Here is a 16,568-nt window from a genome sequence, read left to right as displayed (position 1 = left end):
CGCCTTCCAACTCTCAATTCTCAACTTTCAACTCTCAATTAACTGCATCCCCCCTGCGTTCCGCAATTCAAACACTTATAACAAGTACCTGATCTCACCATGATATGACCGCAATTGCCACAGGCAGGTGCGTCAGACTGACCGCCGCCAGAGATATCCAGGACCGGCTTCAGTTTAATGCTTGAAGTTGTAGAGGAAATGGTAACTGATGCCTCAATAAAGGAGTTTGAAGTATCAGGATTCACGTCATTATCTGTCATTTGAGGGTTTCCAACAATAGCTTTCTGCTCAGTGATCACATGAACCAGGTCTGTACGGCCCAGGTATTCATAACCCAGCATTCTGAACATATAATCTACAATTGAAGTAGCGCTCTTGATATTATCGTGTCCCGTTACCATACCTGATGGCTCGAAACGGGTGAAGGTAAATTTATCTACAAACTCTTCCAGTGGCACTCCGTATTGCAGACCAACAGAAACCGCAATAGAGAAACAGTTCATCAGGGAGCGGAAAGTTGCACCTTCTTTATGCATATCCACGAAAATCTCTCCCAATGTTCCATCTTCATACTCTCCGGTACGAACGAATACGGTTTGTCCGCCAACAGCAGCTTTCTGGGTGAAACCACCACGTTTACCAGGCAGGTTTTTACGCTCTACAACCGAAGATAACTGACGTTTGAACTTGGTATCGGTAGAACGCTCAAGGATCGCTCTTGCTGCATCAAGAACCTGCTCAGCAGTAAGGTCGCTCAGTCTGACATTTGCAGCCTCGCCAAGTACTTCTTCTACCGTATCCAGCTTATCTTCTTTACTGTCGGATGATTTGGTAGATAATGGCTGGGATAATTTACAACCGTCGCGATAAAGTGCATTTGCCTTCAAAGCCAGTTTCCATGATAATTCATAGCAATCTTTGATTTCATCAACCGTAGCCTCATTTGGCAGGTTGATTGTTTTAGAGATCGCACCTGAAAGGAAAGGTTGTGCTGCAGCCATCATTTTGATGTGGCCATGTGCATGAATGAAACGTTCGCCCTTCTGACCGCATTTATTCGCACAGTCAAAAATTGGGTAATGCTCTTCTTTCAAATATGGAGCACCTTCAACGGTCATAGTACCACAGATGTATTCATTTGCTTCTGCAATCTGCTGACGGTTAAACCCGATCGCACGTAAAAGATTGAAATCAGGAGAAGAATATTGCTCAGATTTGAAACCTAAACGGTTTAAACACTCTTCGCCCAGACTCCACTGGTTAAATACAAAACCAATTTCGAAGGCTGCAAGCAATGATTTGTCAATTTTCTCGAGTTCATCCTGATTAAAGCCTTTGGCAGCCAGGCTGTCGAAGTTAATATGTGGAGCACCCTGCAGGGTAGCCGCACCTTTAGCATAATTTACAATGGCTTCAATTTCATGCTCTTTGTATCCCTGATTGCGCAAAGCTGCAGGAACTCCCTGATTGATGATCTTGAAATAACCTCCACCAGATAATTTTTTGAACTTAACCAATGCAAAATCAGGCTCGATACCGGTAGTATCGCAATCCATTACCAAACCAATTGTTCCTGTTGGTGCAATAACTGTGGTCTGAGCGTTACGGTAACCGTATTTCTCACCAAGTTCAACAGCTCTATCCCATGAATTGCAGGCAGCTGATAATAAATAATCAGGGCAGAATTTAGGATCGATTCCCGGAGGCGCAATCTCAAGTCCTTCGTAAGCATCGTTATTATAGGCAGCATAGCGGTGGTTACGCATAACCCTGAGCATATGTTTTTTATTCTCATTGAATTTCTTGAAAGTACCCAGCTCTTTCGCCATTTCTGCCGAAGTTGAGTAGGCTGTACCAGTCATGATTGCAGTAATAGCACCGCCAATTGCACGGGCTTTATCACTATCGTAAGGAATTCCGGCAACCATCAGCATAGAGCCAAGGTTAGCATATCCCAAGCCAAGTGTGCGGTAATCATAAGATAACTGTGCCACTTCTTTGGACGGGAATTGTGCCATCAATACCGAAATTTCGAGAACCACGGTCCATACACGGCAGGCATGCTCGAAACCTTTCACATCAAATACTAATGTTTGAGGATCGAAGAAATGCGCCAGGTTAATAGAAGCCAGGTTACAGGCTGTATTATCCAGGAACATGTATTCTGAACATGGGTTTGAGGCATTGATACGTCCGCCTTCAGGACAGGTATGCCATTCGTTGATGGTTGTATCGTATTGTATTCCAGGATCGGCGCAAGCCCAGGCAGCGAAAGCAATATCCTGCCATAATTTCTCGGCTGATATCGATTTTACCGGCTGACCGGTAATTCTTCCGATCAGATCCCAGTTTCCACCATCTTCAAGTGCTTTGAAGAAAGTATTTGGAACACGTACGGAGTTGTTTGAATTCTGTCCGGATACGGTACGGTAAGCTTCACCTTCATAATCTGAAGAATAACCTGCTGCGATTAAAGCAGCAACTTTTTTCTCTTCTTCAACTTTCCAGTTTACAAATCCCTCGATTTCAGGATGGTCCAGATCCAGACATACCATTTTTGCAGCACGGCGCGTAGTACCTCCTGATTTGATTGCTCCTGCAGCACGGTCACCGATCTTCAGGAAAGACATCAAACCTGAAGAATAACCACCGCCAGAAAGTTTTTCGCTTTCGCCGCGGATTGCCGAGAAGTTAGTTCCAACTCCTGAACCGTATTTAAATATTCTGGCTTCTCTAACCCAAAGGTCCATGATACCGCCATCGTTCACCAGGTCATCACTAACTGAAAGGATGAAGCAGGCATGGGGCTGAGGACGCTCGTAGGCGGAGGTTGATTTTTCTAATTGATCTGTATCCGGGTTTACGAAATAATGGCCCTGTGGTTTACCAGTAATTCCGTAAGAACTATGTAATCCTGTGTTGAACCACTGTGGTGAATTGGGTGCAGCTAACTGACCAACGATTGTATAAACCAATTCATCGTAAAAAATACCGGCATCTTCCTTGCTGGCAAAATAATTATAACGCTCACCCCATGATCTCCAGCAATGAGCCATCCGATGGGCAACCTGTTTGATGCTGTTCTCAGATGAAGTTGATCCATCAGGCTGAGGTACCCCGGCTTTGCGGAAATACTTCTGGGCTAAAATATCCGTTGCTACCTGGCTCCAGGTTTCGGGTACTTCTACATTTTTCATTTCGAAAACAGCATCACCCGCGGGGTTACGAATAACCGAGGTACGTTTCTCGTATTTGAACAAATCATATACGTTTACCCCCTGTTTGGTGAAATATCTTTGGAACGTAAGACCTTTTCCCGTTCCTTTTGCCGCTGAGTTTGTAGAAGCTTTAGCCATAAAAAAATGATTTAATGTTGTTATTGAGTCACTTACCCTTAATAAAAATGTTTGGGGGTTTTTAATCAAATCTATCAGTTGAAGGCATTTATATCGAATCAGAGTTTTCCACAGGTTGTTAGTGTATCTGCACCCCAGCACTTAATCAGTTATTAATAGAATGATTTAAAGGTACTTAACTATGTTGAAAACTCTAAAAAATGGAGATTTTGGAGCATTTTTGTTACACAAGTTTACACACTAAAAAAGCCGGCTTTTGCCGGCTTTTTTAGTGAATTTTTAAGGCTGTTTATGCCCTGATTTAATCGACGATGGTCACTTTGATCATATTGGTCTTCCCTTTCTTCTCGATCGGAATGGCGGCAGTATTGATTACCACATTACCTGGTTCAACCAGTTTTTCAGCTTTCAGAATCTGATTTACATCCCTGATCGTTTTATCCGTACTGTCAAATTTATCATAATAGAATCCACGAACCCCCCATAAAAGACTGAGTGTATTCAGAAGTTTACGGTTACTTGTAAAAATAAAGGTTGCTGCTTTGGGGCGGTAACTGGAGATTTCGAATGCGGTATAGCCCGACGAGGTCATTGAAATGATACCGACTGCATGAGTCTTTTCAGCAAGAAAGACCGCAGAGCCACATACTGCATCACCCATATAAGTTGAAGAATTTTCATTTAAAATCTTTGATGTGTTATACGGATAATCATTTTCCTCCACATTCCTCACGATTTTATTCATAGTTTCAATGACAATCAGCGGATATTCACCAACTGAGGTCTCACCACTCAACATCACAGCATCGGCTCCATCCAAAACTGAATTTGCCACATCATTCACCTCAGCACGGGTAGGACGGGGTGAAGTAATCATACTTTCGAGCATCTGGGTAGCCACGATCACAGGTTTCGAAGCCGCACGGCATTTTCTGGCGATCATTTTCTGCAGCAATGGAACCTGTTCCATTGGCATTTCAACTCCAAGGTCGCCACGGGCCACCATCACTCCATCAGTTACTTCAATGATTTCATCAATATTATCAATCGCCTCCGGTTTCTCAATCTTTGCAATTACGCGGGCGGTTTTATCACTTCTGGCAATGATGCGCTTTAATTCAATGATATCATCTGCCGATCGCACAAATGAAAGTCCGATCCATTCTACATCATTATTGAGCGCAAATTCAAGATTTGCAAGATCTTCTTCTGTCAGACTCGGGATTGACACCTTGGTATTGGGAAGATTTACTCCTTTGCGGGAGGTAAGCACACCCCCATAAACTACCTCACACTGTACAGAATCTTTATTATTAGTGCTTAGAACCCTCATCTGGATCTTTCCATCGTCAAGGAGAATGATTTCTCCGGAACGTACATCGCTTGGAAAACTTTGATAAGTAATATAGATCTGTTTATCATCCCCGATCAGCTCTTTTGTTGTGATCTCAATCTTGTGCCCACTAATCAGGTTAATTCCGCCGTCTTTCACTAGACCAATACGGATCTTTGGACCCTGCAGATCGGCAAGTATCCCAACATTTGTTTTGTATTTTTTATTGATATCACGAATAATATCGATCACCTTTTGATGATCCTCTGTTTTTCCGTGGGAAAAATTCAACCTGCAAACATCTACACCTGCCTTGATCATGTTCAGCAATACTTCTTTTTTTGCAGAAGCAGGGCCTAATGTGGCTACAATTTTAGTTCTGTTATGAACCGTCTTCATCTGTTCTTATTTAATTTAAAAATTATTTGAGCAATAAAGTGTACTAAATACACGATCCCAAAGGGCTAAAATATGAGATTTTCTTTGGATTTCAATTTTTTGGGATCAACTTCCAGGGCAACGAGCACCTCCGGAATCTTATTTAAATTATTAATTATCTCTTTAACATCCTCCACATGAATATAATTCTGAATTAATAAAAAGAAATCTACCTTTTTCATTTCGGGCACCAGAAAACCTTCCGTACCTTTATTTGCGAGGATATAGAGTTCTGTTTCGGATTCGGGCATCAAATAAAAATATCTGCTGAAATAAAATGGTTCCTCATTAATATTAAAAGGGAGCTCCAGATCAGCGATTTTGCAAAAGTTGGTTCCAAGTTGTTTATTAGTTTTAAAACAAAACATATAGTCTTTAAGTTGTGTAGTAATAGCTACCAGCACAAAATCGAGGTCAAGTTCAAATTTTAATGTAGTTTTATTCAAGGTAAATTTTTAGCATATTGACAAAGGTAACATGCTTTATCCGTTAAAAAGTAGCTATGTTAAAATAGCTAAAAACAAAAAGGTTTGAAAATTGCCAGAATTTATTTTTCTTTGCACAGAATTATTAATCAATTAAATCAAAAAACCATGTCTGATATCGCTTCAAGAGTTAAAGCAATTATCGTTGAAAAATTAGGTGTTGACGAAAGTGAAGTTACACCAGAGGCATCTTTCACCAATGATCTTGGTGCCGATTCATTAGACACCGTGGAATTAATCATGGAGTTTGAGAAGGAGTTTAACGTGGCCATCCCTGATGACCAGGCTGAAACTATCGGCACTGTAGGTCAAGCCATCGCATATTTAGAAAAGAACGTAAAGTAATTTTACGATACCCTAACTATAAATGGAGCTTAAAAGAGTTGTTGTTACAGGACTAGGTGCGCTTACTCCAATCGGTAATACTATTCCAGAATTTTGGAATAGTTTGATCAATGGGGTAAGCGGCGCCGCTCCTATAACGCATTACGATCCTGAAAAATTCCGTACGAAATTCGCCTGTGAGGTTAAAAACTTCAATCCTGAGGATTTTTTGGATAAAAAAGAGGCTCGCAAACTCGATCCCTTTGTTCATTATGCAATTGCTGCCTCTGATGAAGCAATTAAAGATGCTGGTTTAGACTTTCCCAATCTCGACACTAACCGGATTGGTGTGATCTGGGGATCGGGTATAGGTGGGTTAAAAACCTTCACTGACGAAGTAGTAAACTTTGCACTTGGAGACGGAACACCGCGATTCAACCCGTTTTTCATTCCTAAAATGATTCTGGACATTGCTCCGGGTCATATTTCCATCAGGCATGGCCTGCGTGGTCCGAATTTTTCTACTGTTTCTGCATGTGCTTCTTCAACCAATGCCTTAATCGATGCATTCAACTACATTCGTCTGAATATGGCTGATGTGATCGTTTCAGGAGGTTCGGAGGCCATTATTAATGAAGCAGGTATGGGTGGTTTTAATGCCATGCATGCTCTTTCGACCAGAAATGATGACCCATCCACAGCCTCCCGTCCATTCGACAAAGACCGTGATGGTTTCGTTGCCGGCGAAGGTGCCGGGAGTATCATTCTGGAAGAACTGGAACATGCAAAAGCCAGAGGGGCTAAAATATATGCTGAACTTGTAGGAGGTGGTATGAGTGCTGATGCGAATCACATTACTGCACCACATCCTGAAGGTCTTGGGGCAAAATTGGTTATGACCAATGCCATGAGAGACGCAGGAATTGCAACCTCTGATATTGATTATATTAATGTTCACGGAACCTCTACCCCACTTGGAGATATCAGTGAGGTGAAAGCTATCCTTGATCTGTTCAAGGAAGATGCTTTCAAACTGAATATTAGCTCAACAAAATCAATGACAGGCCATCTTTTGGGTGCTGCAGGAGCTGTTGAAGCGATTGCTGCTATCCTGGCAGTTAAGAATGATATTGTTCCCCCAACGATCAATCATTTCACAGATGATCCCGGTTTTGACTCAAGATTAAATTTCACATTTAATAAAGCTCAAAAACGTGTTGTAAATGCTGCTTTAAGTAATACATTTGGCTTTGGAGGGCATAATGCTTCTGTAATTTTCAAAAAATACAAAGCCTGATTTTGATTTCCTGTATTCCGGATTTATTAAAACCTGCATATTTTTATCTTACCATTAGAATTATCGGTCATTAATGCCATTTTTCAGAATTTATAAACTTTACTTTTCTCCAAATCGCATATATATACGATCATTAGAGAATCTTTTAGGTTTTGTTCCCGGAAATCTACGGCTTTACCGCATGGCATTCAGACATCGTTCTGTTGCTGTTGAACTTAAAAATGGCACAAAGAACAGCAATGAGCGTCTGGAATTTCTTGGGGATGCCATTTTGGGTTCTGTTATAGCTGAGATTCTTTTCAAAATGTATCCTTATAAGGATGAGGGCTTCCTCACAGAAATGCGCTCAAAAATTGTAAGTCGTTCAAATCTAAATCAACTAGCTAAACGGCTTGGTCTGGATGAGCATATCGAGTATGATAACAGGATGATCGGCCATAACAATAAACAAGGCTCCTTACTGGGGGATACTTTCGAAGCTATGATTGGGGCTGTTTATATAGACAAAGGCTATAATTTTACACGTAACTTTCTGATAAGCAGGATTATAAAACCACATATTGACATTCATACCCTTGAACTTACTGAAACAAATTTCAAGAGTAAATTAATTGAATGGTGCCAGCGTCATGGCAAAGACATTAGTTTTGAAATCATTGCTAATGATGAAGGTGAAAATTCAAAACTGTTTACAATCCAAATTAGTGTAGATGGAGAAAATTGTGCAATCGGCCGTGATTACAATAAGAAAAATGCGGAAAAACTTGCGGCTGAAAAGGCATGTGAGTACTTAAAAATCTGACAAATCAACAGTATTAAGCCGGGCATTACTAAATAATGCTTCCCAAACCCTGCCGGTTCGATAATAAATTTCCATATTACATCTCTTTAAAATGCAGAACAGGAATAGATCCTGCCTATTTGCAGACTAAGCAGAATCTAAAATAGTAATGGTGAAACTCTTAAAAAAAGTAGCTGCACTCCTGTTTCTTATCTGGGGCTTTCTGGTATTCATATCAGCGATGATCCTCGTATTTCCATTTATTCTTCTGACGTCGGCAATCTTCAGGAAAAAAAAAGCTCAGGACATAATCTTCTTCTTCCTAAAAGTATGGGCTTGGATTTTCTCGGCATTATGCTTCTACCCTGTCAGAACAAAGGGAAGAGAAACCCTGAATCCAGATAAAGCCTGCATCTACGTTTGCAACCATAATTCTTATCTGGATGCCATTGCCGTGGTTTTATCGATTCCCGGCTCATTCAAACCACTGGGCAAGATCGAAATGGTGAAAACTCCAATCTTTGGTATGATCTACAAACGGGTGGTTGTACTTATCGACCGAAAAAGTCAGGAGAGTCGTGCCAGAAGTGTGGAGGAGTTGAAGATTGAACTTGGCAATGGTCAATCCATATTGATCTTTCCTGAAGGAACAATAAACCAGACCAATGCACCACTCTCGGAATTTTATGACGGCGCATTCCGTCTTGCAATTGAAACTCAAACCGACATAGTGCCTATGGTTATATTAAATGCAAGAAAACTGCTTCCCCGAATCAACCCTTTGGACATAAAGCCTGGCTTATTAGAATGTATATTTGCTAAACGGGTTAGAGTTGCAGGACTCAATTCTGATGACACTGGAATCTTAAAAACAAGGGTTTACCGATGTATGGAAGAGCTTATCAAAAAAAATGATTATTAGTATCTTAGATTTTTTTCTGATAAATCAGGAGCCTTTGGCAGAGGGGGTAAGGATCTTATCGCTGTTGGTCTGCCAGCATCATTGAACATCTGAAGAGATTTTTTTATATAATTGATTAATGCATATTCATCAAAATTTGCAACATTTTGATACTCGGGTCGATATAATATCATAAAATTCTTGAGATCATTCCCCTCCAGACCTGTTACATTTTTGATCGCGTAAGCACTAAACCTACGATCAACCTCCGATTCCTGAAGTTCTTTTATATAATATGCATTGAAACGGCGTGCCTGTGCAGGAGTTTTGCCAATCAGTTCATACAAAGCCGTTAGCGGCCTGAAGAAATAGGCCAGCAAAGGAGGCTTCCCGGCATAATAAGATCCCTTTTTCCGGTACTGATCCCTTACCTCATCCAGTTCCTGTTTTTTACTCTGGCCCATCACTTTAACTTCTGAAAGACTAATTACAGGCTGAAGCATCAAAACTTTATCGGAAAGCTCCAGAATTGGAAGAATCAGATCTGAATAACCGGATTTGGATAGGCTGAGCGTGTCTCCAACCGAAGCCATAATCCTGAAAAGACCTAATTCATTGCTAAAAGTAAAATTTCCAGTGTTTTTATTCAGGATATTTACCCCGGAAATTCTCGAAGCACCTGATCGTTCCATAATCAAACCCTGAACGCTGTTCTGCTGAGCCATAACAGGCCTGATGGCTATAATGGCAAAAATCAATACAAAAGTGTTAAAAACTGCTTTCATCTAAGGGGCAAAATTACTAAAACGGGCGTGGCTTTTAATTAAATGAATTATTTATAAGCTCTCCAAACTGTTTTAAAGGCTTTCCAATTAAATCATATCTTTGCAAAATGATAAAATCGATGACAGGTTATGGCTTGGCAGCCAATGATTATGCACGTGCAAAATACACAGTGGAGATCAAATCATTGAACAGCAAGTTCCTGGAACTTTCTTTAAAACTTCCTAAAGCATTTTCAGATAAAGAATTTTTACTGAGAAATGAATGCAGCAAACAAATCGAAAGAGGAAAAGTGAACATCAGTATCTATGTGGAATATGCGGAAACTACGCTGAAAACCTCAAGCATTAACCAGCCCTTGCTCAAACATTACTATGATCAGCTAAAAGAAGCAGCCGATGCTTTGGGTTCTGTGGATAACAATCTGTTTCAAATGGCATTAAATTTTCCTGAGGTTATTCAATATGGTTTGGATGAAGCCAGTGAAGATGAATGGAAGACCGTTTATAAAACCTTTGAGGAGGCGCTTGTAAACTTTCAAAACTTCCGCCAGGACGAAGGAGATGTTCTAAAACAAGACCTTATTCTCAGAATAAAAAACATTCTTGAAGGGATGAGACTTGTGTCAATACAGGAACCACTTCGAATACCATCTATCAGAGAACGGTTAAACCAATTTCTTGAAGATGCAGTAGGTAAAGAAAATGTGGATCATAACCGATTTGAACAGGAGCTGATTTATTTTATCGATAAGCTGGATATTACTGAAGAAAAAATCCGTTTGAAAAGTCATTGCGATTACTTCATTGAAGCACTTAAAGACAAGGATGCAAACGGGAAAAAACTTGGATTTATTTCTCAGGAAATCGGTAGGGAGATCAATACCATGGGTTCGAAGGCCAATGATGCTAAAATGCAGCAGATCGTGGTGGGAATGAAGGAAGAGCTAGAAAAAATTAAAGAACAATTACTTAATGTACTATAGTTGTTAGAATTCCAGACTGACAACTGGCAACTGACAACTGACAACTAAATATCAGTGAACGGCAAACTCATCATATTTTCAGCTCCTTCAGGTGCAGGTAAGACTACGATAGTCCACCATTTATTAAAAAAGATCCCTGATCTATCATTTTCCATTTCAGCCACTACCAGAAAACAGCGTGGTGATGAAGTAAATGCCAGAGACTATTACTTCATTAACAAAGAGAGTTTTCTTCATAAAATTGCCCAGAAGGAATTTGTGGAATTTGAAGAGGTTTACACGGGTACCTTTTATGGAACCCTACGTTCCGAAATTGACCGGATATGGGCCGAAGGCAAGCACGTTATCTTCGATATCGATGTAATTGGCGGACTTCATCTGAAGAAAAAATTTGGTGATAAAGCACTGGCTATTTTCGTTCAGCCCCCATCTCTTGAGGTTTTAATTGAGCGCTTGACCAGCAGAGGGACTGATCTTCCCGAAAAACTCGCCGAACGCATAAAAAAGGCCGATAAGGAATTGCTCTATGCCGATCAGTTTGACGTGATATTGAAAAATTACGAATTGGGAACAGCCTGTAAAGAAGCAGAAAAACTGGTTACAGAATTTCTTGCTCAATAATAAATAGAATGTCCGGATTAACCTTTCTCAAATCTCACATCTCACATCTCATATCTCCAGAAATATGAAAATAGGATTATTCTTCGGCTCCTTCAACCCTATTCATATTGGTCATCTGATAATTGCCAACTACATGGCTAATCATACTGATCTTCAACAGGTTTGGCTGGTAGTTTCACCACAAAACCCCTTGAAAGAAAAGAGTGATCTGATCAATATGTACGACCGTCTGGAGATGGCAAAACTTGCCACCGAAGAATCGGTTAATATTCGGGTTAGTGATGTGGAACTTAAACTACCTCAGCCATCATACACCATTGATACCCTGACCTTCCTTCATGAAAAATATCCGGAACATGAGTTCAGTCTGATTATGGGTTCAGATAATTTGGTTTCATTAAAAAAATGGAAGAATTATGAGCTCATTCTGCGCGACTACCATATTCATATTTACCCGCGCCCTGGATTTGATAAGCATGATTTTCATCAACATCCTTCCATCTGTTTAACTGACACTCCATTGATGGAATTGTCGGCTACATTTATCCGTAAGGCTGTTAAAGAAAGAAAGAATGTACAATATTTTGTACCTGATAAGGTGCTGAAATTTATTGAAGGTAAAAATCTGTATCGTTAAACTAAGGCTGACAGGGTTAAAAAATTAAAACGTGAGCAAGGAAAAAACTATTTTAAAATTAAAACTACCTACCGATCCCCTCTGGGTTAAGAATGTAGTGGAAAGTAATATTGAAGAAATTCTGACTGACCATGCCTTTTGTGAGCAGAAAGCGGCCAGCAATGCGATTACCCTCATTGTACAGAATCCTAATTTATCTGATTTGGTGCAGGAAATGGCAATGCTTGTTCAGGAAGAAATGGATCATTTTAAACGGGTTCACGACCTGATCCTTGCCCGGGGATACACCCTGGGACGTGAACGTAAAGATAATTATGTCAATGAGTTAATGCAGTTTGTAATAAAAGGTGGCAGTCGCCAGGATCAACTCATCGACCGCTTATTATTCTCGGCAATGATTGAGGCACGTAGCTGTGAACGTTTCAAAGTGATGTCTGAACACATTAATGATAAAGAGCTCTCAGATTTTTATTATGAATTGATGGTCAGCGAAGCGGGCCATTATACGATGTTCATCAGCCTTGCACGCAAATATGCCGGTAATATTGATGTAGAAAAACGCTGGAAAGAGTTTCTGGAATACGAGGCTAAGGTGATTCAGAATTATGGAAAATCGGAAACGATTCATGGATGATTATCCGTCATTTCATTGCGAGTAATAAAATTTAAGAAATTCTGAAACAGAAAATGACATAGCTTTGTATATCCGTGCAGTTTTGCCGTTACGAGTATTTGCTTATTGCCTGTTTTCGAGTATGGGGTCGCGGCATCCGCCACGATGACAACATTTGTATTTAACTGATGAGTAGATTCCGGTTCGGAGACCGAAATCGGATTGCAACCTGAGTTTAACATCCCAGAAAATATAACATGTCATGGGTAACACACAAGTCCTATTGTTATTATTTAATGAAATTACGATGTGTGGAGAAATCTCACAGTTTAAGGCAACAAATCAATTATGCTTGTGCTGAATACACAGAGGTTCATCAGTCGTACCTGTCCGTCCGGTCAGGCGGGCCTCCTTCGGAATGACGGAGTATAGTCTTACTTCATATACAACAAAAATATCGCAGGCCTCTTATGAAGGTCAGGTATTTTATTCTTCCAGTCTTTAATGCTTTTTGTTTGAATAAATTCATCCTCCGAGCTTAAATCGCAGGCAATACACAATTTTGTTTCCGCTTTACAGCTTCGCAGAATCTCCTCAAGCATAGGATTATTACGAAAAGGGGTTTCAATAAATAACTGAGTCTGGGTATGTCTTTCGGCCAAAGCCTCAAGTTCTTTGATCTTATTTGCCCGCTGCACTTTATCAATGGGCAGATAACCATGAAATGTAAAACTTTGTCCGCTAAAACCCGAAGCCATCAATGCCAGTATAATGGAACTGGGCCCAACCAATGGCACTACTTTTATCCCTTTTTGATGAGCCAAGGCAACAATTTCAGCACCGGGATCAGCAACACCAGGGCAACCTGCTTCACTCATCAGGCCTACATCCTTACCGGATAAAAGTCCCTTAAAAAACTCATTTAAATTGCCTTCACGATTATGTTTCCCATAATCATGCATAATTAGTTCACTTTGCGGAGTTTTTAAACCTGCTTCTTTTAGAAACTTGCGCGCTGATTTACTGTTCTCTACAATATACTCATCGATATGATTTATCGTATCTACAAGATAGGGGGTGTACGACTTGGCCGAAGCATTTTCTGCCAAAGGCACAGGAATGAGGTAAAGAGAACCTGGAAGCATTTTTGATTTTTGGTACAAATTAAAACAAATTCCCTTCAAATGAGTTATATGTAATAAAATGGTATAAAATCCGGAATGCATAAATATCGTACAAAATGAGTTTACGTAATAATTTAATTACAATACAACCTATTGCAAAATAATATTGTCTTACCTATAAGATCACACAAATTAAATTTTAGGAGCTATGAAATCGCACATCAAATTCCCGGAATATTTGGCTGGACTACTTTTATTCCTGTCATTTCTATTGCCGGCACAGGTAAAGGCTCAATATGACGACGTCTCCCTTGAAACTTTTTATGAGGAACTGTCCCCATATGGGGTATGGATAAATGACCCGCAATATGGTTATGTATGGCGCCCCGATGTAGATCAGGACGAATTCAGACCATATTATACGAATGGGCGCTGGGAAATGACCAAATATGGAAATACCTGGGTATCTAATTATGATTGGGGCTGGGCACCCTTCCACTACGGTCGCTGGCATCATAACAACCGAAGAGGCTGGATATGGATTCCGGATACCCGATGGGGACCGGCATGGGTAAGCTGGAGAAGTGGTGGGGGCCATTATGGTTGGGCACCCCTGGGACCGGGTATCAATATCAATATTAATATAGGATCAAGAATTCCTGATTATTATTGGGTATTTGTACCGCAACGAAATATCTATTTTGACAGGTATCCCCGTTACGACAGATACAGAAACAGGAACATTTACAATAACACAGTCATAATCAACAATACCTATGTTTACAACCAAAACAGGTATTATACAGGTCCGAGGGTTGATGAAATCAGAAGAGTAACCCGTCAACCAGTTCGTATTCATGACGTCAGGGATAACAGACCGACTAATTATGGAAATAGCCGAAGCGACCGTCCACAGGTAAACAGAGTACCTGTTAGAAGTGGCAATCCGGGACAGAACCCACGTCCAGACAATTCGGGAGGCAGAGGAGCCGTGAACGGTAGAGGATCAGACCCCCTGGCTGATAATTCAGTAAATCGTGGATCAGTACGAACAGAAAGCAAACAGATACCGGCTTCGTCACAAAGATCTGCCAGAACCTATGACAATCAGGATATCAGGGGAGGACGGAGTACTCAGGGTGGACAAAGCTCTCCAATAACAGATCGTCAGGATCAGGTCAGACAGGCACCGGTTCAAGCTCCACAAGAGCAAAGGCCTGAGCGTGCAGCACAGGTTCCACGTCAGTATCAGGCTCCTGAACGGGTTCAGAGAACTGCCACTCAACAAGGTCAGGCACCAGCTTCTGAAAGGATTCAGAGAAGTACACCGCAACAACGTCAGTATCAGGCTCCTGAACGGGTTCAGAGAAGCGAGCCTCAACAACGTCAGGCACCAGCTCCGGAAAGGATACAGAGAAGTGCACCACAGGACCGGCAGGCTCCTTCACAGAGCAGGCAGAGTTCAGAAGTGCGGGGAAATTCTTCTTCTGGACAAGAAAATGGCAGAGGTGGCCAGAACAGGCCCTCCAGAGGAAACTAAAATAAAAAAACCGGTAATGGGCCGGTTTTTTTATTTTAATACATATTATTTCAACTTACTGAGTGCAGCCCGCATCCTTGGGATCATTTGTTCTATATCTTCATGCGAACATCCTCCAACAGAAGCTCTGAACCAGTTTACACCGCTATCTGTACCAAATGCCGAAAATGGTACTATACCCATTTTCGCTTCTTTGATCAAGTAGAAATTAACTTCAGCACTGTCCTTCAAAACATTTCCTTCGGGAGTGGTTTTACCTATATAATCGACCTTAACAGTTAAGTAGATCGCACCCATCGGATTGATTGCGTCTACAGCAAAACCATCCGTCTTAAGCTGAATTATGCCCTGATACAGAGTATCCAGACTTTTCTGAACTTTTGCTTTAAAAGTTGTCAGGTAATTATTTAATTCTGTTGTTTGAGTTAAAAATTTCGCTGTTGCAACCTGCTCAGGTTTTGGTGCCCAGGCTCCAACATGCCCAACGATAGTTTTCATTTTATCGATTACATGTTCCGGACCAAACGCCCAGCCTACGCGAACACCGGTAGCAGCAAGGCATTTGGATATACCATCAATATAGATCACCCTGTCTTTCAGTTCTGGTCTTAAAGTAACCGGATCAAAATGAAACTGATCACCAAAGGTCAGAAGGGAATAGATCTGATCATACATAATATAAAGTGGCTTTTCATCCTCACCACGGGTCTTATTCTCGGCAATTACCAGATCACAGATCTCTTCCAGGTCCTTTTTGGCAAACATGGTACCGGTTGGGTTAAGCGGTGAACATAAAGCCAATAATGTAGCCCCCTTCAGGTAGGGACGGATATCATCGGCTGTTGGCATAAACATATTCTCTGCCGAAGTCTTAACCGCAACCTGAGTTGCCCCTGTAAAACGGCAATAATGATTGTTATTCCACGATGGAGTAGGATAAATTACCTTGTCTCCAGGATCAACCAGAGCCATATAGGTTCCATAGATCAAAGGACGTGATCCGCCGGCAACCAGAATTTGCTTACTGTTATAAGATAAACCGAAGCGCTCCTGCAAGAAAACTGAAATGTTCTCTCGCAATACTGCCACACCTTCGGCAGGTGGATAATTGGTTTGGTTAGCCTGATAAGCCTCAACAATTCCATCTTTCAGCTCATCAGGGATTGGGAAAATAGTTGAATCAAAATCCCCGATAGTCAGGTTCGCAATTTGCTCACCCTTACTTTTCAATTCATTGATCTGACCTGCAATTTTTATTATTTCTGAACCCTCAAGGGTACTTGCTATTTTGGATACCTTCATTTCTATTTTTGTATTCTTCAGGATATCAACCTGTTATAAATTATCTTT

The 16,568-nt window shown here is 40.8% G+C and carries 15 protein-coding genes; 9 read left to right on the top strand and 6 right to left on the bottom strand.

The genetic code is table 11. The annotated features are described in order from the left end of the window. Positions 1–38: 38 nt before the first annotated feature. From Q8S11_RS04975 to Q8S11_RS04965, 3 genes are all read right to left on the bottom strand, one after another. Complete coding sequence (locus tag Q8S11_RS04975; RefSeq protein ID WP_305660968.1) at positions 39–3,356, bottom strand: vitamin B12-dependent ribonucleotide reductase; 3,318 nt, start codon at positions 3,354–3,356, stop codon at positions 39–41. A 301-nt stretch (positions 3,357–3,657) separates the two neighbouring features. Then, a complete protein-coding gene (gene pyk, locus Q8S11_RS04970; RefSeq protein WP_305660967.1) occupies positions 3,658–5,088 on the bottom strand; it encodes a pyruvate kinase in 1,431 nt (476 codons plus the stop codon). Between the two features lie 65 nt (positions 5,089–5,153). Then, positions 5,154–5,573 carry an IPExxxVDY family protein gene (locus Q8S11_RS04965; protein WP_305660966.1) on the bottom strand — a complete coding sequence of 140 codons (420 nt, stop codon included), beginning with the start codon at positions 5,571–5,573 and terminating at the stop codon, positions 5,154–5,156. Between the two features lie 147 nt (positions 5,574–5,720). Here Q8S11_RS04965 and Q8S11_RS04960 point away from each other — a divergent pair, with 147 nt between their 5' ends. The 4 genes from Q8S11_RS04960 to Q8S11_RS04945 all read left to right on the top strand — a co-directional run bounded on the left by Q8S11_RS04960 (position 5,721) and on the right by Q8S11_RS04945 (position 8,936). After that, on the top strand, positions 5,721–5,957 hold the full coding sequence (locus Q8S11_RS04960) for an acyl carrier protein (RefSeq protein WP_008508386.1): 237 nt from the start codon (positions 5,721–5,723) through the stop codon (positions 5,955–5,957). 22 nt (positions 5,958–5,979) lie between these two features. Then, complete coding sequence (gene fabF, locus Q8S11_RS04955) at positions 5,980–7,233, top strand: beta-ketoacyl-ACP synthase II (RefSeq protein WP_305660965.1); 1,254 nt, start codon at positions 5,980–5,982, stop codon at positions 7,231–7,233. A 73-nt stretch (positions 7,234–7,306) separates the two neighbouring features. Beyond that, entirely contained in the window at positions 7,307–8,035 is a 729-nt protein-coding gene (gene rnc / locus Q8S11_RS04950; protein ID WP_305660964.1) for a ribonuclease III, read from the top strand. Between the two features lie 148 nt (positions 8,036–8,183). Further along, positions 8,184–8,936 carry a 1-acyl-sn-glycerol-3-phosphate acyltransferase gene (locus Q8S11_RS04945; protein WP_305660963.1) on the top strand — a complete coding sequence of 251 codons (753 nt, stop codon included), beginning with the start codon at positions 8,184–8,186 and terminating at the stop codon, positions 8,934–8,936. Here Q8S11_RS04945 and Q8S11_RS04940 read toward each other — a convergent pair. Beyond that, positions 8,933–9,700, bottom strand: coding sequence for a hypothetical protein (locus Q8S11_RS04940; RefSeq protein ID WP_305660962.1), 768 nt, complete (start codon positions 9,698–9,700; stop codon positions 8,933–8,935). The two genes, Q8S11_RS04945 and Q8S11_RS04940, sit on opposite strands and share 4 nt — an antisense overlap. Before the next feature lie 107 nt (positions 9,701–9,807). Here Q8S11_RS04940 and Q8S11_RS04935 point away from each other — a divergent pair, with 107 nt between their 5' ends. The 4 genes from Q8S11_RS04935 to Q8S11_RS04920 all read left to right on the top strand — a co-directional run bounded on the left by Q8S11_RS04935 (position 9,808) and on the right by Q8S11_RS04920 (position 12,575). Continuing rightward, a complete protein-coding gene (locus Q8S11_RS04935; RefSeq protein WP_305660961.1) occupies positions 9,808–10,683 on the top strand; it encodes a YicC/YloC family endoribonuclease in 876 nt (291 codons plus the stop codon). A gap of 54 nt (positions 10,684–10,737) precedes the next feature. Next, the gene (gene gmk / locus Q8S11_RS04930; protein WP_305660960.1) at positions 10,738–11,304 is read left to right on the top strand and encodes a guanylate kinase; all 567 of its coding nucleotides are present in this window, start codon (positions 10,738–10,740) and stop codon (positions 11,302–11,304) included. A gap of 64 nt (positions 11,305–11,368) precedes the next feature. Then, positions 11,369–11,941, top strand: coding sequence for a nicotinate (nicotinamide) nucleotide adenylyltransferase (gene nadD / locus Q8S11_RS04925; protein ID WP_305660959.1), 573 nt, complete (start codon positions 11,369–11,371; stop codon positions 11,939–11,941). A 31-nt stretch (positions 11,942–11,972) separates the two neighbouring features. Further along, on the top strand, positions 11,973–12,575 hold the full coding sequence (locus Q8S11_RS04920; RefSeq protein ID WP_305660958.1) for a tRNA-(ms[2]io[6]A)-hydroxylase: 603 nt from the start codon (positions 11,973–11,975) through the stop codon (positions 12,573–12,575). A 413-nt stretch (positions 12,576–12,988) separates the two neighbouring features. Here the strand turns inward: Q8S11_RS04920 and Q8S11_RS04915 are convergent, their stop codons facing one another. Further along, positions 12,989–13,699, bottom strand: a complete 711-nt coding sequence (locus Q8S11_RS04915; RefSeq protein WP_305660957.1) for an SAM-dependent methyltransferase — start codon at positions 13,697–13,699, stop codon at positions 12,989–12,991. A gap of 187 nt (positions 13,700–13,886) precedes the next feature. Between Q8S11_RS04915 and Q8S11_RS04910 the strand changes: the two genes are divergently transcribed. Beyond that, the gene (locus tag Q8S11_RS04910) at positions 13,887–15,218 is read left to right on the top strand and encodes a DUF6600 domain-containing protein (protein WP_305660956.1); all 1,332 of its coding nucleotides are present in this window, start codon (positions 13,887–13,889) and stop codon (positions 15,216–15,218) included. 45 nt (positions 15,219–15,263) lie between these two features. Here Q8S11_RS04910 and Q8S11_RS04905 read toward each other — a convergent pair whose 3' ends face one another. Continuing rightward, the gene (locus tag Q8S11_RS04905; RefSeq protein ID WP_305660955.1) at positions 15,264–16,520 is read right to left on the bottom strand and encodes a pyridoxal phosphate-dependent aminotransferase; all 1,257 of its coding nucleotides are present in this window, start codon (positions 16,518–16,520) and stop codon (positions 15,264–15,266) included. Positions 16,521–16,568: the final 48 nt, after the last annotated feature.

The organism is Daejeonella sp. (assembly GCF_030695525.1).
In the GTDB taxonomy this organism is placed as follows: domain Bacteria; phylum Bacteroidota; class Bacteroidia; order Sphingobacteriales; family Sphingobacteriaceae; genus Daejeonella.
This window is presented reverse-complemented; position numbering and strand designations above follow the sequence as displayed.